Source organism: Streptomyces sp. NPDC096012 (assembly GCF_040426375.1).
Taxonomy (GTDB): Bacteria; Actinomycetota; Actinomycetes; order Streptomycetales; family Streptomycetaceae; genus Streptomyces.
This window is the reverse complement of the sequence record NZ_JBEOTD010000002.1, coordinates 221,106-239,058: the sequence shown is the minus strand read 5'-3', so window position 1 is coordinate 239,058 and position 17,953 is coordinate 221,106. Positions and strand designations below refer to the sequence as shown.

Here is a 17,953-nt window from a genome sequence, read left to right as displayed (position 1 = left end):
CGACCCATGCCCGACCAGTCCCCTCCGCAGACCCGCACACCCGAGTCCACCGTGCCGGCACCCGCCCCCGACGGCCGCCGGGGCATCTCCCGGCGGGCGCTGCTCGGCACCGCCGGGGCCACCGGGCTCGTCCTCGGCTCGGCCGGCGGCGCCGTGGGCTATGCCGCCGCGCCCGCCCCGGCCACTCCGCTGACGTCGGTGGGAGCCGAGCGGGTGATGTTTCACGGGAAACATCAGCCCGGCATCACCGACGGGCTCCAGGCGCGCGGCCATCTCGTCGCCTTCGACCTGGCGGCGGGCGCGGGCCGCAAGGAGGCGGCGGCACTGCTGCGCCGCTGGTCGGCCACGGCCGAACGGCTGATGGCGGGCGACGCCGCGCCGCACGAGGACACCGGCGTGGCCCGGGACGCCGGCCCCTCCTCGCTGACGATCACCTTCGGCTTCGGGTACGGCTTCTTCGCCCGGACCGGCCTGGAGGAGCAGCGGCCGACCGCTCTGGACCCGCTGCCGGACTTCTCCTCCGACCACCTCGACAAGGCCCGCAGCGACGGTGATCTGTGGGTCCAGATCGGCGCGAACGACGCCCTGGTCGCCTTCCACGCCCTGCGCGCGATCCAGAAGGACGCCGGTTCGGCCGCGCGGGTGCGCTGGCAGATGAACGGCTTCAACCGCACTCCGGGCGCCACCGCCCACCCCATGACCGCCCGCAACCTGATGGGGCAGCTGGACGGCACCCGCAACCCCAAGCCGGCCGAGGCCGACTTCGACCAGCGGATCTTCGTGCCGGCCTCGGGCGAGCCCGCGTGGATGGCGAACGGCTCCTACGCCGTCGTCCGCCGCATCCGGATGCTCCTGGACGACTGGGAGAAGCTCTCGCTTCCCGCGCAGGAGCAGGTCATCGGCCGTCGCAAGGCCGACGGGGCGGCGCTGTCCGGCGGCGACGAGACGACCGCGATGGACCTGGAGAAGACCGACGCCAAGGGCGACTACGTCGTCCCGCTCAACGCGCACGCGCGGATCACCCGGCCGGACAGGAACGGCGGCGCGGCGATGCTGCGTCGTCCGTTCTCCTACCACGACGGCATGGACGCGGACGGCACACCCGACGCCGGTCTGCTCTTCATCTGCTGGCAGGCGGACCCGCTGCGCGGATTCGTGCCGGTACAGCGCAAGCTGGACCGGGGGGACGCGCTGTCGAGGTACATCCGCCACGAGTCCAGCGGGCTGTTCGCCGTGCCGGGCGGGGCGGCGAAGGGCGAATACGTGGGACAGCGGCTGCTGGAGGGCTGATCCCGGTTCAAACCACCCGGTCGGGTGGCTGTCGTGAGACGGAGGGGACGGGCCGCCGTGCCGCCGTTAGGGTGAGGGACATGCCAGCGAGCTATGCGTATCTCGGCCCCGAAGGCACGTTCACCGAAGTCGCCCTGCGGACGCTTCCGGAAGCGGCCACCCGGGAGCTGATCCCGTACGTGTCGGTGCAGTCCGCACTCGACGCGGTGCGGGCCGGTGAGGCGGAAGCCGCGTTCGTCCCGATCGAGAACTCGGTCGAGGGCGGCATCACCACCACCCTCGACGAGCTGGTCGCGGGCGAACCGCTGATGATCTACCGCGAGGTGCTGCTGTCCATCACCTTCGCGCTGCTGGTCCGGCCGGGCACGACGCTCACGGACATCAAGACGGTCTCCGCCCACCCGGCGGCCCAGCCGCAGGTGCGCAACTGGCTGCGCAAGCACCTCCCGGACGCCCTCTGGGAATCGGCCGCCTCCAACGCCGACGCCGCCCGCCTGGTCCAGGAGGGCCGGTACGACGCGGCCTTCGCGGGCGAGTTCGCCGCCGCCCGGTACGGCCTGGAGGCCCTGGAGACCGGGATCCACGACGCGGAGAACGCGCAGACCCGTTTCGTGCTGGTCGGCCGTCCGGCCCGGCCCGCCGCGCCGACCGGGGCCGACAAGACCTCGGTGGTGCTGTGGCAGCGCGACGACCATCCCGGTGCCCTGCGCGACCTGCTCGGCGAGTTCGCCTCGCGCGGCATCAACCTCATGCTGCTGCAGTCCCGGCCCACGGGCGCCGGCATCGGCAACTACTGCTTCTGCATCGACGCCGAGGGTCACATCTCGGACCGGCGGATGGCGGAGACCCTGATGGGGCTGAAGCGGATCTGTCTGCAGGTGCGCTTCCTCGGTTCCTACCCGCGTGCCGACATCGCGCCGGGCGCGGCCCGGCCGACGCTGCCGGGGACGTCGGACGCCGAGTTCATGGCGGCGGCGGACTGGGTGGCGCGCTGCCAGGACGGCCGGTTCTAGCCAGTCATACCTGCGTATCATCGTTATCCACAGAAGTTATCCACAGGTGCTCTTCTCGACCTGGGGACAAGTCGACACGGGGCGCGCCACGTGGTCGACAAATCGCCCTACAAGCCCCGCACGGGGTCACCGCCACCTCGGTCACCCTTCGTCCACCCGTTTCCTCAGGTTCATCTTCCAGGGCGACCCTTTTCCACCCGAAAGTGGGTGTCGATGCGGTTTGACCGGGGAATTCTTCCTTCCGTTCGAGACGTCGGGCATGATCAATTCCGAAGTCCACAGATCTTCCACACAGCCTGTGGATAACTCTTCGGAGGGCGTGGATCTCTGTGGACAACCGGTCCCCCCAAGTCCCGCTCTCCACAAGGAAATCGGGTCAACCGGGCACTCGGCGCATGCCCCGTCCCAGGGAATGAGACACTTTCCCTTGACACGCCCGGCAATGAGCGCATAACGGAACGTAAGCCTCGTATCACAACACCTCGGAATAGTGATTCGTGAGCGGCAAGCCCGCACCGGTAGCCTTGGCTCCGTGATTGACCTTCGCCTGCTCCGTGAGGACCCCGACCGTGTGCGCGCTTCGCAGCGCGCCCGTGGAGAGGACGTCGCGCTCGTCGACTCCCTCCTGTCTGCCGACGAGCGGCGCAGGTCCTCCGGCGTCCGCTTCGACGAGCTGCGTGCCGAGCAGAAGCAGCTCGGCAAGCTGATCCCCAAGGCCTCCCCCGACGAGAAGGCCGAGCTGCTCAAGCGCGCCGAGCAGCTCAAGGCCGACGTCAAGGCCGCCGACGCCGAGCGCGACGCGGCCGAGGCCGAGACCCAGGAGCTGCTGGGCCGGCTCGGCAACCTCGTCCACCCCGACGTGCCCGTCGGCGGCGAGGAGGACTTCGTCACGCTGGAGACGCACGGCGTCATCCGCGACTTCGGCGCCGAGGGCTTCGAGCCCAGGGACCACCTGGAACTCGGCCAGCTGCTCGGCGCCATCGACGTCGAGCGCGGCGCCAAGGTCTCCGGCTCCCGCTTCTACTTCCTCACCGGTGTCGGCGCCCTGCTGGAGCTGGCCCTGGTGAACGCGGCGATCGCCCAGGCCACGGCGGCCGGCTTCACGCCGATGCTGACCCCCGCGCTGGTGCGCCCGCAGTCCATGGCCGGCACCGGCTTCCTCGGCCAGGCGGCCCAGGACGTCTACCACCTCGACAAGGACGACCTGTACCTGGTCGGCACGTCCGAGGTGCCGCTGGCGGCCTACCACATGGACGAGATCATCGACGCCGACCGGCTGCCGCTGCGGTACGCGGGCTTCTCGCCCTGCTTCCGCCGCGAGGCCGGCTCGCACGGCAAGGACACGAAGGGCATCTTCCGCGTCCACCAGTTCGACAAGGTCGAGATGTTCTCGTACGTCACTCCCGAGGACTCGGTCGCCGAGCACCAGCGCCTGCTGGCCTGGGAGAAGCAGTGGCTGGAGTCGCTGGAGCTGCCGTTCCGCGTCATCGACGTCGCCACCGGTGACCTCGGCGCCTCGGCCGCCCGCAAGTTCGACTGCGAGGCGTGGATCCCGACCCAGGGCAAGTACCGCGAGCTGACCTCGACCTCGGACTGCACCGAGTTCCAGTCCCGCCGGCTGTCCATCCGGGTCCGCGAGGGCAAGCAGGTCCGCCCGCTGGCCACGCTCAACGGCACCCTGTGCGCCGTACCGCGCACGATCGTGGCGATCCTGGAGAACCACCAGCTGGCCGACGGCTCCGTCCGCGTCCCCGAGGTGCTGCGCCCGTACCTGGGCGGCCGGGAGATCCTGGAGCCGGTGTCCCGGTGAGCTTCCGGTACGGGCTGGTCGCCACCGACCTCGACGGGACGCTGCTGCGCTCCGACGAGACGATCTCGCAGCGCACCCGGGACGCGCTCGCCGCGGCCACCGCGGCGGGCGCCGCCCACATCGTCGTCACCGGCCGCGCCGTCCCCTGGACCCGGCACATCCTGGACGACCTCGGCTACGCCGGCCTCGCCGTCTGCGGGCAGGGCGCCCAGGTCTACGACGCCGGCACGCACCGCCTGCTGACGTCGGTGACCCTGGACCGGCAGCTGGCGGGGGTGGCCCTGGCCAAGATCGAGGCCGAGGTGGGCCCGCTGTACCTGGCGGCCAGCCGCGACGGCCTCGACGGCGAGGTGCTGGTCGGTCCGGGCTACGCGGTCACGGGCAACCTCCCCGCGACGCCGTTCACGGACGCGGCCGACCTCTGGACCGCCCCGCTGAACAAGATCTACATACAGCATCCGACGCTGGGCGACGACGAGCTGGCGGAGGCGGCCCGGCAGGCGGCCGGCGGTTTCGTCACGGTGGCCATGGCGGGCGAGGGCATCGTCGAACTCCTGCCCCTGGGCCTGTCCAAGGCCACGGGGCTGTCGATCGCCGCCCGCCGGCTGGGCCTGAAGGCCGCCGACACGATCGCCTTCGGTGACATGCCCAACGACATCCCGATGTTCGCCTGGGCGTCCCGCGGCGTGGCCATGGCCAACGCGCACGCGGAACTGAAGGCGGTCGCCGACGAGGTCACCTCCTCCAACGAGGAGGACGGCATCGCGGTGGTCCTGGAGCGCTTGCTGGGCTGAGCGCACCGGGCCACCGCGCCGGTTGGTACGTTTGGCGGCCATGCGATCACGCGACTACGACCTCGACTTCCGCGACCGCTCCTCCCGGATACGCGCCTGGGGCATCGGCCTGCTGGCGGTGGCGGGGCTGCTGTGGACCTGGTGCGGCGTCCTGCTGCTCACGCCGTACGAGGTGGATCGCGGGCCGGGCGACCGGCACCCCGACACGTGCGAGTCCCGTCTTCTGACGGACCGCGGCACCGCCAACGACGGTGTCTACCAGGGCGATTACTGCGCCGACGAACGCGACTGGCCGGAGGCGCTGGCGATCCTGGGCCTCTCCGTCCCGGTGTCGCTGGCCGGCGCGATCCTCTTCACCATGGGCACCGTGAACCGCACCATGAGCGCTCACGCGGAGGCCTTGCGGGATCTGGACGCGATCGCACCGGCGCGGAACGTCTGACCGGCGGTCGGCGTCTCGCGGAGGATGCACGGATCGAACGTGCGCGGGGTCGCCCCCGACCACGGCTCAGTGAGCCGGTGCCTTGCCACTCGGCCAATCCTCCGGGTGGGCGGCCGCTCCGTCCGGGCCGCCCGGACCGGGGTGCAGCCCCCGTCGGGACAGGTACCGGTCACTCCTCGCCGGCGAGCGTCAGCGTCCGCAGCTTCCGGCCGGCGTACCAGGTGGCGAGCACGGTGACCACGACCAGCAGCACCGTCGCCGTGGGCAGTCCGACGTCCGAGGTCACCAGGTCCCCGCCCGTCACCTCGTGGGCGACGGCGAGTGCCCACTGCTGGACGCTCAGGGTGCGGGCGCCGGACACCAGGGAGCCGAACAGGGCCTCCCAGACCAGGGCGTAGACGAGACCGAAGACCACCGCGTGCCGGGACACCGTGCCCAGCAGCAGGAACATCGACGCGTAGGCGATCGACGCGACCAGGGCGGCCACCGTGTAGGCGACGGCGATCTGCTGTCCGTTGCCGTTGAGGATGAAGCCGGCGATGAGCGTCGGCAGGGCCGAGAACACCATCGTCACGGCGATGGCCACGATCAGCTTGGTGAAGATGATCGTCGGCCGCTTCACCGGCTTGGCCAGCAGGTACACCACGGAACCGTCGTCGATCTCCGGGCCGATCGCGCCCGTGCCCGCGATGACGCCGATGATCGGCACCATCGTGGCGAGCGCGAGTCCGCCCAGCAGGTCGGAGGCCGTCTGGTCGTCGGCGCCGGCCAGGCCGCGGACGACGACGGAGATCGCGATCAGCAGCAGGGGCAGTGCGCCCAGGATGAGGGCCCGGCGACGGCCGAGCAGGGCTCGGTAGGTGAGTCGGGCGACTGTGGGGTCGTACATCTTCGGCCTCCTACGCCGCGACCAGGTAAGAGAACACGGACTCGAGCGACTCGTCGGACGGCGAGACCGTGAGCAGCCGGATGCCGTGGTCGCGGGCGACCTTCGGCAGCAGTGCCGTGAAGCGGCCGAAGTCGACGGCCTGGATGCGCAGCGCGCCCTCGGCGTGGTCGACCTCGATGCCGGATGTCGACGGGTCGGCGATCAGCGCGGCCGCGAGGGCACGGTCGTCGCTGGACCGCACCAGGTAGCGGTGCGGCCGGTCGGTCATCAGCCGGCGGATCTTGCGGAAGTCGCCGCTGGCCGCGTGCCGCCCGGCGACGACGACCTCGATGTGCCAGGCGAGCTGCTCGACCTCTTCGAGGATGTGGGACGAGAACAGCACCGTGCGTCCCTCGTCGCCCATGCGCCGCAGCAACTCCATGAGCTGCATGCGCTGGCGCGGGTCCATCCCGTTGAAGGGTTCGTCGAGCAGAAGCAGCGACGGGTCGTGCACCAGGGCGCTCGCCATCTTCACGCGCTGGCGCATGCCCTTGGAGTACGTCGAGATCTTGCGGTCCTGCGCGTACTCCATCTCGACCGTCGCGAGGGCCCGCTGGGCGGCCTTCGCGCCCAGGCCGTGCAACTCGGCGTTGGCGACGACGAACTCGCGGCCGGTGAGGAAGTCGTACATCGCCTCCCGCTCGGGGACGATGCCGATGTGCCGGTAGATGGTCTCGTTGCGCCAGACCGGCTGTCCGTCCAGGGTGACCGTGCCCGTGGAGGGGGCGAGGAAGCCGCCCATCATGTTGATCAGGGTGGACTTCCCGGCGCCGTTGGGGCCGAGCAGGCCCGTCACGCCGGGGCCGATGGTCATGGTGATGTCGTTGACGGCGACCACGTTGCCGAACCAGCGGGAGACGTGGTCGATGGAGAGCGTGGTCACAGGCCCACCTTCCGGTAGCGGCGCATGAGGAGGCCGTAGCTGGCGGCGATCAGGCCCAGGACGACGAGGACGTACACCACGCCCTCCCCGTCGGAGGGCCCGGCCGTCCCGGGGAACGCCGAGGTCGCGCCGAGGAACGCGGACTGGACTCCGTCGATGAGCGTGACGGGCGAGAACAGGCCGATCCAGGGGACGGCGGAGGCGCTGTTCTGCGCGTCGGCGATGGCCTGGAGCGTGGAGACCGCTCCGTAGGAGATCGTCATGACGGCGATGACGGCCGCGATGCCGAAGCCGCGCCGCGGGGTGACGGAGGCGATGACCAGGCCGATGCCGGCGAAGAGCAGCGAGAGCAGTGCCACGGAGACGACTCCCTGCGCGAATCCCTTGGTCTGGTCGGCGAAGTCGAGCTTGGCCAGCAGCGCGCCGATGTAGAGCACGAGCAGCGGGGCCGCGGTGAGGATGAACAGCGCGGACGCGAGCGCCGCGTACTTCGCGCGGACGTAGTCGGCGGTTTCGATCGGCCGCGAGAAGTACAGCGGCACGGTCTTGAAGCGCAGGTCGCGCGAGACGGACTGGGGTGCCTGCGAGGCGACGTACAGGCTGATGACCGCCTGCATGATGATCGCGTAGCGGGTGTAGTCGACAGGCAGGTCCTTGGCCTTCGTGGCGACCGCGACGGCGACCATGATGGCCGCGGGCACGCACATCACCACGAACAGCAGCATCGGCAGCACCTTGGACTTGACCGAGCGGCCGAGGCCGTAGGAGCCGCGCAGGGACTGCGAGTAGAGGGACCGCGTCGCGTACGAACGACCCAGGCGGGGGCCGTCGTAGTTGCGGTAGCCGATGTTGTGGATGCGGGTCTGGTCGCCGGGGGGCGTTGCCAGGGGATGCTCAACCGCCATGACCGACGGCCTCCTTCCGCTGCTCGTCGCCGGTGGTGAACACCTCGGCGATCTGGTGCCGGCGCTGTTCCATCCGCACCAGGCCGAGTCCCAGGTCGGCGACGACGTCGCGCACCAGGTCGTAGGTCTCCTCGCCCTGCGCGGTGAGCAGCAGGATGTGCCCGGCGCCCGGCAGGCCGCTGCCGTCGTGGGTGTCCACGCCGCGCGCCTGGAGCGCCTCGCGCACCGCGCGCGTGCCGTCGGGGTGCGTGTCGCTGTCGGTCACCTCGATCGCGAGCGTGGCCGTCTCTTGCGTGAAGTCGGTGGTGGAGCTGGAGCGCAGCAGCTTGCCGCCGTCGATGACGACGACGTGGTCGCAGGTGCGCTCCAGCTCGCCGAGCAGGTGGGAGGTGACCAGGACCGAGATGCCGAAGTCCGTGTGGACGCGGCGGATCAGGCCCAGCATCTCGTCGCGGCCGACCGGATCGAGGCCGTTGGTCGGCTCGTCCAGGAAGACCAGCTGCGGATCGTGCACCAGCGCCTGGGCCAGCTTCACCCGCTGCTTCATGCCGGTCGAGTAGCCGCCGATGGGGCGGTAGCGCTCCTCGTACAGCCCGACGTGGCGCAGGGTGTCCGCGGTGCGCTCGCGCGCGGCGGCGGGCGGCAGGCCGGACATGCGCGCCATGTGGACGACGAACTCGGTGGCCGAGACGTCCGGCGGCAGGCAGTCGTGCTCCGGCATGTACCCGACGCGCTCACGGATGGCGGCGCCCTTGGTGGCGACGTCGAGGCCGAGCACCTCGGCGCGGCCCTCCGTGGCGGGGGACAGCCCCAGCAGGATCTTGATCATGGTGGACTTGCCGGCGCCGTTGGCTCCGACGAGTCCGGTCACACCGGGCCCGATGTCCACGGTCAACCGGTCGAGCGCGGTCACCCGGGGGAACCGCTTGCTCAGGCTTTCGGTCGCGATCACAGTCACGTCCACGACAGTAGTGACCCGGACCACTCCGGTCGTCAGACCTCAGAGCCGTCTTGACGTCAGCCTCGAGTATTACGGGGCCCTAAGGGATCCCCTGCTGGGGTGTGACCGGTGGTCCGCGCGCCGGGCGTCGTCCACAGCCCCGACCCCCCTATTGACGTCACCTCTGACGACTGTCACATTCACCAGTGTCAAGTTACGGACACGTACCGCAGTCGACGGGACGGGGCGGCATGACGACGGCAGTGAGCACCGGACTCTCCGTGGAACTGCGGGGGTTCAGACGGGTGCAGCGCCTCGCCTACGCATGCGCGGAGGCGGTCGCGGCACGGCTGGAGCCGGGCGTGACCGAGCGCGAGGCGGCGCGGATGCAGCGCGAATGGCTGCGCGAGCGCGGGGTGCGGGACTGGTTCCACCTGCCCTTCGCCTGGTTCGGGGACCGCACGGCGTTCTCCGGCTTCCGCATCCCGCTGCAGTTCTTCCCCACCGACCGCGCGCTGCGGCCCGGCATGCCGTTCATCCTGGACATGGCCCCGGTGTACGAGGGATACACGGCGGACATCGGCTACTCGGGCTCCCTCGGCGTCAACCCGGTGCAGGACCGCCTGATGACCGACCTCGAGGCGCACCGGGAGCTGATCCTGCGCGAGGTCCGCGAGAAGCGCCCGCTGCGGGAGATCTACGGGGACGTCGACCGGCTCATGGTCCGCCAGGGCTACGCCAACCGGCACCGGGCCTATCCCTTCGGGGTGATCGCCCACAAGGTGGACCGGGTGAGGCAGCGGCGCTTCTCACCCCACCTCTTCGGCTTCGGCACCCAGTCCCTGAAGGGCCTGGCCTCCGACGCGCTGCACGGCCACCGCGAGGGCTGGTCGCCGCTGTGGTCGCCGTACCGCTTCTCCGACCACCCGCCGCGGCCGGGCCTGTGGGCCGTCGAACCGCACCTCGGCTTCCGGGGTACGGGCACGAAGTTCGAGGAGCTCCTCGTGGTCACCGACTCCCGGGACCCCGGGGAGAGCGCCTTCTGGCTGGACGACGATCTGCCGCACGTGCGGCGCTGGGCGGAGGACAAGTGATGCCGGAAGGTGCGCGCGAGCGCCGGGTGCGGACCGGCGGGGTCGAGCTGTGCGTGGCCGAGCTGGGCGACCCCGGGCAGCCGACGGTGGTGCTGGTGCACGGCTACCCGGACAGCAAGGAGGTGTGGTCCGAGGTCGCCGCCCGCCTGGCGGAGCGCTTCCACGTCGTCCTCTACGACGTCCGGGGCCACGGCCGCTCCACGGCGCCCGAGCCGCTGCGCGGCGGCTTCACCCTCGCCAAGCTCACCGACGACTTCCTGGCCGTCGTGGACGAGGTCAGCCCGGACCGCCCCGTCCACCTCGTCGGCCACGACTGGGGCTCGGTGCAGGCGTGGGAGTTCGTCACCGTCGGCCGCACGGAGGGCCGTATCGCGTCCTTCACCTCGATGTCGGGGCCGTCCCTCGACCACTTCGGGCAGTGGATCAACGCGCGCGTGAAGCGTCCGACGCCCCGCAGGGTCGGGCAGCTCCTCGGGCAGGGCGCCAAGTCCTGGTACGTCTACCTGCTGCACACGCCCGCGCTGCCGGAGCTGGCCTGGCGCGGACCGCTCGGCAAGCGCTGGTCGAAGATCCTGGAGCGGGTCGAGCGGGCGCCCGGCGGCGGCGGCTACCCCACCTCCTCCCTGCCGTCCGACGCGGCGCACGGCGCCTGGCTGTACCGGGACAACGTGCGCGCCCGGCTGCGTAGGCCGCGCACGGACGCGTACGCGCACGTGCCCGTGCAGCTCATCACGCCCCAGGACGACGCGTTCCTGTCGGAGCGGCTGTACGACGACCTGGAGCAGTGGGCGCCGCGGCTGACCCGCCGCACCCTCGCGGCCGGGCACTGGATCCCCCGCACCCGCCCCGACCAGCTGTCCGCCTGGATCGGGGAGTTCGTCATGTCGGTGGAAGGCGGCCACCCGGCGCCGAAGGCCACCGGCCGGCACGCCGACCGGTTCGGCGGCCAGCTGGTCCTCGTCACCGGCGCGGGCAGCGGTATCGGCCGGGCGACGGCGTTCGCGTTCGCGGAGGCCGGCGCGCGCGTGGTGGCCGTCGACCGCGACGCCGAGGCCGCCGCCCGCACCGCCGAGCTGTCCCGGCTGGTGGGCGCCCCGGAGGCCTGGGCCGAGACGGCCGACGTCTCCGACGAGCAGGCCATGGAGAAGCTCGCGGAGAAGGTCCACCGCGCGTACGGCGTGCTGGACGTGCTGGTCAACAACGCGGGCATCGGCCTGTCGGGCTCCTTCTTCGCCACCACCCCCGAGGACTGGCGCAAGGTCCTCGACGTCAATCTGTGGGGCGTCATCCACGGTTGCCGGCTCTTCGGCGCGCGCATGGCCGAACGCGGACAGGGCGGCCACATCGTCAACACGGCGTCCGCGGCGGCGTACCAGCCCTCGCGGGCCCTGCCGGCCTACAGCACCTCCAAGGCGGCCGTGCTGATGCTCTCCGAGTGCCTGCGCGCCGAACTCGCGGACCAGGGCATCGGGGTGAGCGCCATCTGCCCCGGCTTCGTCAACACGAACATCACCGCCACGGCACGCTTCGCCGGCGTCGACGAGGCCGAGGAGCGACGCCGGCAGGAGAAATCGTCCCGGCTGTACGGCATGCGCAACTACCCTCCGGAGAAGGTGGCGGAGGCGATCCTGGACGCGGTGATCCGCAACAGGGCGGTGGTTCCGGTGACCCCCGAGGCCCGCGGCGCCCACCTCATGTCCCGTTACCTGCCCGGGCTGTTGCGCCGGCTGGCGCGGGTGGAACCCAGGCTGTGAGGCCGCGGTTCCACGGGTGGATCCCCGGCTGTGTGGCCGGGGTGAGCCCGGGCTGTGTGGCCGGGGTGAGCCCGGGCTGTGTGGCCGGGGTGGCCCTCACCGCTCCGTCAACCGCCCGAGGAAGCCGGCCATGACCGACCCCGCGGTCCACCACGCCTACCGCATCGAGGACCTCGCCCACCGGACCCGTACCAGCGTGCGGACCATCCGCGCCTACCAGGACCGCGGCCTTCTGCCCCGGCCCGAGCGCCAGGGCCGGGCCAACCTCTACTCACAGGCCCACGTCACCCGGCTCCACCAGATCGCCCACCTCCTCGACCGCGGCTACACCCTCGCCTCGGTCAAGGAACTCCTGGAGGCCTGGGACACCGGGCGCGGCCTCGGCGGTGTACTCGGCCTGGTCACCGAGGTGGAGGGCCCCTGGACGGACGAGCGGCCCGACCGCGTCAGCCGCGCCGAACTCGAGAACCGGTTCGGCGGATCGCCCGACGAGGACGCCGTGTCCGAGGCGGTCGAACTCGGCGTGCTGGAGCGGATCGACGGTGACCCCGACACCTTCCTCGTCCCGAGCCCCCAAGAGCTGGCCGTGGCGGTCGAGTTGCATGCCGCCGGCGTTCCCCTGACCGCGATCTCGTCCCACCTCAGGGAGTTGCGGGTGCAGGTGGAGCACATCGCCGCCCGTTTCCTGCAGTTCACCACCGAGCACGTCTTCGCCCGCTACCTGGACGAGCCCGAGCACCGCACGGACGCGAACGCCGCCGAAGCCGCGGCGCTGGTACGCCGGCTGCGTCCGCTCGCCCAGCAGACCGTGGACGCCGAACTGGCCCGTGCCATGCGCGACTTCGCCACCCGCCGGCTGAGGGAGCACCTGGGTGGCGACAAGGCCGCGCCGTCACGTCCCGAGACCCGTGCCGTCTCTCTTCCGGCGGAGACGATCGAGGCCGTGGAAGGGCTGGTTGGCCGGGAGAACGCCGCGCGGTTCATCGCACTGGCAGCCGAACGGGAGGTACGCGCCAGGGCCTTGGACATCCTTGCCTCACGTCCGCCTGAAGAGCGTGGAGTTGGCGAACCGCACTGATATGGAAGCTCGTTGTCCACAGATTCTCCAATGGACCTGTGGATAACCGGACTTGGCTGTGGATCAAACCTCCGGGCGAAAACAACCTGCGTGATCCGCGTCTCTGCCGCACGCTGGAAGCATGGATGAAAGGCGCACCGTCAAGGTGTCGAAGTACCTCTCCAGACATCTGCGCCACCAGCCGGAGCGCATCGGGCTCACGCCGGACGCGGGTGGCTGGGTGGAGATCGCCGCGCTGATCTCGGCGGCCGGCGCCCACGGCTTCCGGTTCACGCGCGAGGAACTGGACCACGTGGTGGCCACCAACGACAAGCGGCGCTTCGTGATCGAGGGCACCCGGATCCGCGCCAGCCAGGGCCACAGCATCGAGGTCGACCTCGGCCTGCCGCCCGCGACCCCGCCGCCGTACCTGTACCACGGGACCGTCCCGCGCAACCTGGACGCGATCCGGACGGAGGGCCTCAAGCCCATGGACCGGCACGACGTCCACCTCTCGGCCGACCGGGAGACCGCCACCCGGGTCGGAGCCCGCCGCGGCCGCCCCGTGGTGCTCACCGTCGACGCCGGTGCCATGCACCGCGCCGGCCACGTCTTCCGCGTCAGCGCCAACGGTGTCTGGCTGACGGCGGCGGTACCACCCCACTACCTGCGGTTTCCCGGCCCCCGCTGACCTCGGCAGGGACCCGCGGCCGAGATCGGACCGCCTCGTCGCGCCACGGGCGGATCTCGGGCGGGCGGTCGCCGGGCAGTGGTCCTGAATTGCCGGGAGATCCCGAACCCACCCCAGTGGTCCTCGGCCGGTCCTGCCCGACGCGTGACCGGGCAGCGGCGTACGGTAACCGTTTTCCCGGGCCGTCGGCGGCCCCGCCCACTCTCGGACGCATGAGTCTGCGTCTGAGCACCGTGGTCCCGGCGTACCGCCACTGGAGCGAAGGCGGCCGTGCGGCCTGGGAGCGGACCGAGCAGCTCGGCTTCCACACCGCCTACGTCTACGACCACCTGGCCTGGCGCAGCTTCCGTGACGGCCCGTGGTTCGGCGCGATCCCGACGCCGACCGCCGCGGCGGCCTCACCGACCGGCTGCGCCTCGGCACGCCGGCCACCTCGGGCAAGCCTTATATCGCAGCCTGACCTGTGCCTTCAGCGTGGTCTGCTCGCGCCGCCACGGCCCAGGACGCCGACAACGCCCCCGTCCACGGCGCCCCCGTAGTCACTCACTGCCCGGGTAACGCCGGCGTCGAACTGGGGACAGCTCAGGATGGTCGGAGCAGGTAGGTCTGGAGGCGGCTGCGTGCCGATGCGAGTTCAGCCGAGCTGGGCGACGGCCTCGGTGGCGATGTTCTCGAAGACGGCTTGGTCGGCAGCGAAGTCCGAGTCGGGGATCGGCCAGTGGATCACGATCTCGGTGAAGCCGAGGTCGCGATGGCGGCCGGCGAAGTCGACGAAGGCGCCCACGGACTCCAGCGGCTGATTCCGGTCCGGGGTGAAGCCGGTCAGAAGGACCTTGTCGAGTTCGGCCACGTCCCGGCCGATCTCCGCGCATGCTTTGCCGAGCTTCTCGATTTGGCCGGCGATGGCCGTCACCGACTGCTCCGGGGTCCCCTCCTCGTACAGCTTCGGGTCGCCGGTCGTCACCCACGCCTGCCCGTACCGGGCGGCCAGCTTCAGGCCGCGCGGGCCGGTCGCCGCCACCGCGAACGGCAGCCGGGGCCGCTGCACGCAGCCGGGGATGTTCCGGGCCTCCTCCGCCGAGTAGAACGTGCCCCGCTGGGTCACGGCACCCTCGGTGAGCAGCCGGTCGAGCAGGGGCACGAATTCGCCGAAGCGGGCCGCCCGCTCCTTCGGCGTCCACGCATCCTGCCCGAGCGCGGTGGCGTCGAAGCCGTTGCCGCCGGCGCCGATACCGAGGGTCACTCGCCCCCCGGAGACGTCGTCCAGCGAGATCAGCTCCTTGGCGAGCGTCACTGGATGTCTGAAGTTGGGCGACGTGACGAGGGTGCCCAGCCGCAGACGGTCCGTTGCAGTGGCGGCGGCGGTGAGGGTGGGTAGGGCGCTGAACCAAGGGCCGTCACGGAAGGTCCGCCAGGAAAGGTGGTCGTAGGTGTACGCGGCGTGGAAGCCGAGTCCCTCGGCGCGCTGCCACTTGGCGCGGCCGCCCTCGTTCCAGCGGTCGACGGGCAGGATCACGGTGCTTAGACGCAGGCTCATGCCACCGAGCCTACGTCGGGCTCAGTGGTGCTTCGCTGTGCTCCAGAGTGTGACGCCCTCACCCTCGATCTGGGCTCCCAGGTGCGGCGATCCAGTCTGCTGCGAGGTGGGCGGCACCTGACTCCTGCCCGGGCGAAGCCAAAGGCGCCGGCCGTCCGACCCTTCGGCTACTCCTCGGCGCCCTCCGGCTTCTTCCCGGCGGAGGCCAGGGTTCCGCCGAGGAGGGCCGTGCCCAGGGGCCACGTGCGCATGTGCACTGGAAGGGTCACGCAGTGCTCCCCGACGCGCAGCAGCAGGCCCCTGTCCACCAGATCCTGCGCGGCGGCGGCGCATTGCGGGTTCCGGGTCAGTCCGGCCCATGTGCATCCTTCCAGGCCTCGGCGGAAGACATCCATCAGGACGGGATCGTCCACGACGATCCGGCTGCCGGATTCGGGGCGCTGGTCGACGACGGACAGGAATGCCGGACCCTTGCGGAAGTAGAGGAGGCCGAACTGACGGGAGGACCGCCACCGGCCGACGGGGAGGGCCCGCTTCTCCCCTACGGTGATCCGGTCGGGGGCGGGCAGATGGTCGAGCCGCGGGATGAGGTCGAGCTGTTCCGGGCCCAGGTTCAGTGACCAGGTGACCCGGGCGCCGATCGAGGAGCACTCGCGGATCAGCGCGACGATCCGCACGATGGCATGACCGGGGAGGGCCGAGAAGTCCGCGGGCTCCGCCAGCCGCACCCTGGCGACGGGCACCCGGGGCAGTATTGCTGCAAGCTCGGAGGAAGCCGGGAGTTCGGCCCCGCCGGTCCCGAGGGCCAGCGTCGCGGTCGCGGGCCGGCCACCGGGCGAGGCGCCGCCCTCGCCGGAGGCCCGTGCCCGTGCCCTGAGTTCACCGATGTCCATCAGCTCGCTCACCACGATGCCGCGACCTCCTTGCCGTTGATCAGCTTGCGTCGGTACGGGTCGACCTCGAGTGCGACGCTCACGAAGCGTCCCTCGTCCTCGAAGGCCAGGCCCCGGTCGACGAAGTAGCAGAGCATCTCCTCGACGTCCCCGTCCCCGACGGCGTGTCCGCCTTCGGCGAGCCGTCGGCGTATGCCCTCGCGGCTGGCCACCTGGAACATGCCGAGGTACACATTGCTCTGCAGGTCGTCCAGCTCGATCACTTCCTCCGGCCAACTGGCGCGGCGGTCTTCGATGACGACCCGGCCTCGGTCGTCGGTCCAGTAGGAGAGGGCGCTCTGCGGGTATGCCTTGGCCCATTCCTCGCACGCCTGCTTCATCTCGTCCTCTATGGGACCCGAGATGCCCTGGATGCTGGTGTCGAAGAAGAAGACCATGTCGTACAGCTGATCCCGTGGGACCTGGTAGATGAAGTCGTATATCTCTGATGGGCGGCGGAACATGAACCCCTGGGTGGGATCCTCGAAGTAAGGGCTGAACCGCTCGAGCGCTATGCGCCAGGCCCCGCTCGGCGGCTCCAGATGCTCGAGGGTGGGCATTTTCGCGAGCAGTCTGCGGTAGTCGCCCTCGGTCTCGCCGGGGAAACCGTAGAGGATGCTCCATGTCACGTTGAGACCGAGATCCTGCCCGTCACGCAGCATCCGCACGTTGTGCGCGGCGCTGACGCCCTTGTCCATGAGGCGCAGCACATGGCTGCTCAGGCTCTCGATGCCGGGCTGCACGAACAGGACGTTCGCCTCTTTCAGCTTACTCAACTGCGCCCGGTTCATATTCGACTTGATCTCGTAGTGGATTCTCAGATCGCAGTCGAGGGCAGCTATCTCAGGCATGGCCGTATTGAGATACTTCATGTCGAGGATGTTGTCCACCATGACCAGGTCGAGAACCTGGTAACGATGGGCGAGATCCCTGACCTCCTGCGCGATGCGCTCCGGGGCCTTGCTCCGGAAATCGATGTTCGATCCGTTCAGGCCGCAGAACGTGCACTGATGGGCTTCTCCCCACCAGCAGCCGCGGGAGGTCTCCAGCACCAGCATGGGACGGACGTGGTGCCGGAGGGGTGACGATTCGAGTGCCTGGAAGTAGCTGTCGTAATCGGGTGCGGGGACCATGGCGAACGGCAGTGCCGCCTTGGCCGGCGGATTCACCACCGTCTGCCCGTCGTCCCCCCTCCAGCTGAGCCCTGGAACGTTGACAGGGGTCTCGCCCTTGGCGATGCAGTTCAGCAACGAGGGCAGTGCCCGCTCGCCCTCACCGCTCACCACGAAGTCGAGTTGCTCGAAATTCCGGTGCAGGGCGGGGCCTTGGGCTCCGTCGCAGTTGCTGCCGCCGAGCACCGTGAGCATGCTCGGCACGAGTTTCTTCAGCTCCCGAGCCATGGCGAGAGACGGCACGTTCTGCATGAAGGTGCTCGTGAACCCGACCACGTCGGGTGGATCGACGGCGATCTCGGCCGCCAGATCCCGGATGAACCCCCGCGCGTGCTTCTGCATCGCGACGGGAAGCGTCGGGTCCATGTCCCGCTGCTCGAGGAACTCGGAGTACTCATCGGTCTGATAGCTGTCGACGTCGTACAGCGCCGGCGTGAACACCCAGTCGCCCACGCCGTGGAAGACCTGATCCGCGACGTTGCCGTAATCCGCCGTCGTGATGGAGCCGTTGCTCTCCTGCATCAGGTGTTCGGCCCATCGGAGGTTGATGTACATCTCGTCGACGGCCCAGTCGGCGGCGTTCTTGCGGACACACTGCCCCAGAATGCCGAGTGCGCTGGACGGGGTGTCGAGCCCTTGCCACGGCATGGCGATCAACAGGAGTTTCACAGGTTGCCTACCCCAGAATTCTGTGTCGGTGGTGGAGGACGG

16 protein-coding genes, 1 tRNA gene and 1 pseudogene are annotated in these 17,953 nt (G+C 70.4%); 10 read left to right on the top strand and 8 right to left on the bottom strand.

Translation table 11 applies throughout. The annotated features are described in order from the left end of the window. Positions 1-6: 6 nt before the first annotated feature. The 5 genes from efeB (at position 7) to ABVB68_RS03430 (ending at position 5,349) form a co-directional block, all read left to right on the top strand. Positions 7-1,290: an iron uptake transporter deferrochelatase/peroxidase subunit gene (efeB, locus tag ABVB68_RS03450; protein WP_353599340.1), complete on the top strand. Its 1,284-nt coding sequence runs from the start codon at positions 7-9 to the stop codon at positions 1,288-1,290. An 80-nt stretch (positions 1,291-1,370) separates the two neighbouring features. After that, positions 1,371-2,303 (top strand): prephenate dehydratase, encoded by a 933-nt coding sequence (pheA, locus tag ABVB68_RS03445; protein WP_353599339.1) that lies wholly within the window; start codon positions 1,371-1,373, stop codon positions 2,301-2,303. A 532-nt stretch (positions 2,304-2,835) separates the two neighbouring features. Continuing rightward, positions 2,836-4,113, top strand: coding sequence for a serine--tRNA ligase (gene serS / locus ABVB68_RS03440; RefSeq protein WP_353599338.1), 1,278 nt, complete (start codon positions 2,836-2,838; stop codon positions 4,111-4,113). Further along, positions 4,110-4,907 carry an HAD family hydrolase gene (locus ABVB68_RS03435; protein WP_353599337.1) on the top strand — a complete coding sequence of 266 codons (798 nt, stop codon included), beginning with the start codon at positions 4,110-4,112 and terminating at the stop codon, positions 4,905-4,907. Before serS ends, ABVB68_RS03435 begins: the two co-directional genes overlap by 4 nt. Positions 4,908-4,947: 40 nt before the next feature. After that, positions 4,948-5,349, top strand: a complete 402-nt coding sequence (locus ABVB68_RS03430) for a hypothetical protein (protein WP_353599336.1) — start codon at positions 4,948-4,950, stop codon at positions 5,347-5,349. A gap of 18 nt (positions 5,350-5,367) precedes the next feature. Here the strand turns inward: ABVB68_RS03430 and ABVB68_RS03425 are convergent. The 5 genes from ABVB68_RS03425 to ABVB68_RS03405 form a co-directional block, all read right to left on the bottom strand. Then, a tRNA-Ser gene (locus ABVB68_RS03425) sits at positions 5,368-5,452 on the bottom strand. Positions 5,453-5,518: 66 nt separating this feature from the next. Continuing rightward, positions 5,519-6,238, bottom strand: a complete 720-nt coding sequence (locus tag ABVB68_RS03420) for an ABC transporter permease subunit (RefSeq protein WP_353599335.1) — start codon at positions 6,236-6,238, stop codon at positions 5,519-5,521. A 10-nt stretch (positions 6,239-6,248) separates the two neighbouring features. Next, positions 6,249-7,160 (bottom strand): ABC transporter ATP-binding protein, encoded by a 912-nt coding sequence (locus tag ABVB68_RS03415; protein ID WP_353599334.1) that lies wholly within the window; start codon positions 7,158-7,160, stop codon positions 6,249-6,251. Next, positions 7,157-8,065 (bottom strand): ABC transporter permease, encoded by a 909-nt coding sequence (locus ABVB68_RS03410; protein WP_353599333.1) that lies wholly within the window; start codon positions 8,063-8,065, stop codon positions 7,157-7,159. Before ABVB68_RS03410 ends, ABVB68_RS03415 begins: the two co-directional genes overlap by 4 nt. Next, on the bottom strand, positions 8,055-9,017 hold the full coding sequence (locus ABVB68_RS03405) for an ABC transporter ATP-binding protein (RefSeq protein WP_353599468.1): 963 nt from the start codon (positions 9,015-9,017) through the stop codon (positions 8,055-8,057). The genes ABVB68_RS03410 and ABVB68_RS03405 overlap by 11 nt, the downstream gene beginning before the upstream one ends. A gap of 239 nt (positions 9,018-9,256) precedes the next feature. Here ABVB68_RS03405 and ABVB68_RS03400 point away from each other — a divergent pair, with 239 nt between their 5' ends. The 5 genes and pseudogenes from ABVB68_RS03400 to ABVB68_RS03380 all read left to right on the top strand — a co-directional run. Then, positions 9,257-10,099, top strand: a complete 843-nt coding sequence (locus ABVB68_RS03400; RefSeq protein WP_353599332.1) for a M24 family metallopeptidase — start codon at positions 9,257-9,259, stop codon at positions 10,097-10,099. Next, positions 10,099-11,853: an SDR family oxidoreductase gene (locus ABVB68_RS03395; protein ID WP_353599331.1), complete on the top strand. Its 1,755-nt coding sequence runs from the start codon at positions 10,099-10,101 to the stop codon at positions 11,851-11,853. Before ABVB68_RS03400 ends, ABVB68_RS03395 begins: the two co-directional genes overlap by 1 nt. Positions 11,854-11,983: 130 nt before the next feature. Then, entirely contained in the window at positions 11,984-12,931 is a 948-nt protein-coding gene (locus ABVB68_RS03390; protein WP_353599330.1) for a MerR family transcriptional regulator, read from the top strand. 121 nt (positions 12,932-13,052) lie between these two features. Continuing rightward, complete coding sequence (locus tag ABVB68_RS03385; RefSeq protein WP_353599329.1) at positions 13,053-13,601, top strand: RNA 2'-phosphotransferase; 549 nt, start codon at positions 13,053-13,055, stop codon at positions 13,599-13,601. Positions 13,602-13,813: 212 nt separating this feature from the next. Continuing rightward, a pseudogene (locus tag ABVB68_RS03380) lies at positions 13,814-14,037 on the top strand (LLM class flavin-dependent oxidoreductase); the annotation flags it as partial. A gap of 198 nt (positions 14,038-14,235) precedes the next feature. Here the strand turns inward: ABVB68_RS03380 and ABVB68_RS03375 are convergent. The 3 genes from ABVB68_RS03375 to ABVB68_RS03365 all read right to left on the bottom strand — a co-directional run bounded on the left by ABVB68_RS03375 (position 14,236) and on the right by ABVB68_RS03365 (position 17,911). Then, positions 14,236-15,138, bottom strand: coding sequence for an LLM class flavin-dependent oxidoreductase (locus tag ABVB68_RS03375; RefSeq protein WP_353599328.1), 903 nt, complete (start codon positions 15,136-15,138; stop codon positions 14,236-14,238). Positions 15,139-15,305: 167 nt separating this feature from the next. Then, a complete protein-coding gene (locus tag ABVB68_RS03370; RefSeq protein WP_353599327.1) occupies positions 15,306-16,046 on the bottom strand; it encodes a DUF5825 family protein in 741 nt (246 codons plus the stop codon). Beyond that, positions 16,040-17,911, bottom strand: coding sequence for a RiPP maturation radical SAM C-methyltransferase (locus tag ABVB68_RS03365; protein ID WP_353599326.1), 1,872 nt, complete (start codon positions 17,909-17,911; stop codon positions 16,040-16,042). Before ABVB68_RS03365 ends, ABVB68_RS03370 begins: the two co-directional genes overlap by 7 nt. Positions 17,912-17,953 lie beyond the last annotated feature (42 nt).

What these genes read in the sequence shown, in the direction of transcription:
- efeB (WP_353599340.1), top strand. Translation starts at nt 7, where the DNA reads ATGCCCGACCAGTCCCCTCCGCAGACCCGCACACCCGAGTCCACCGTG.
- ABVB68_RS03430 (WP_353599336.1), top strand. Translation starts at nt 4,948, where the DNA reads ATGCGATCACGCGACTACGACCTCGACTTCCGCGACCGCTCCTCCCGG.
- ABVB68_RS03395 (WP_353599331.1), top strand. Translation starts at nt 10,099, where the DNA reads ATGCCGGAAGGTGCGCGCGAGCGCCGGGTGCGGACCGGCGGGGTCGAG.
- ABVB68_RS03385 (WP_353599329.1), top strand. Translation starts at nt 13,053, where the DNA reads ATGGATGAAAGGCGCACCGTCAAGGTGTCGAAGTACCTCTCCAGACAT.
- ABVB68_RS03410 (WP_353599333.1), bottom strand. Translation starts at nt 8,065, where the DNA reads ATGGCGGTTGAGCATCCCCTGGCAACGCCCCCCGGCGACCAGACCCGC.
- ABVB68_RS03390 (WP_353599330.1), top strand. Translation starts at nt 11,984, where the DNA reads ATGACCGACCCCGCGGTCCACCACGCCTACCGCATCGAGGACCTCGCC.
- ABVB68_RS03420 (WP_353599335.1), bottom strand. Translation starts at nt 6,238, where the DNA reads ATGTACGACCCCACAGTCGCCCGACTCACCTACCGAGCCCTGCTCGGC.
- ABVB68_RS03400 (WP_353599332.1), top strand. Translation starts at nt 9,257, where the DNA reads ATGACGACGGCAGTGAGCACCGGACTCTCCGTGGAACTGCGGGGGTTC.
- ABVB68_RS03375 (WP_353599328.1), bottom strand. Translation starts at nt 15,138, where the DNA reads ATGAGCCTGCGTCTAAGCACCGTGATCCTGCCCGTCGACCGCTGGAAC.
- pheA (WP_353599339.1), top strand. Translation starts at nt 1,371, where the DNA reads ATGCCAGCGAGCTATGCGTATCTCGGCCCCGAAGGCACGTTCACCGAA.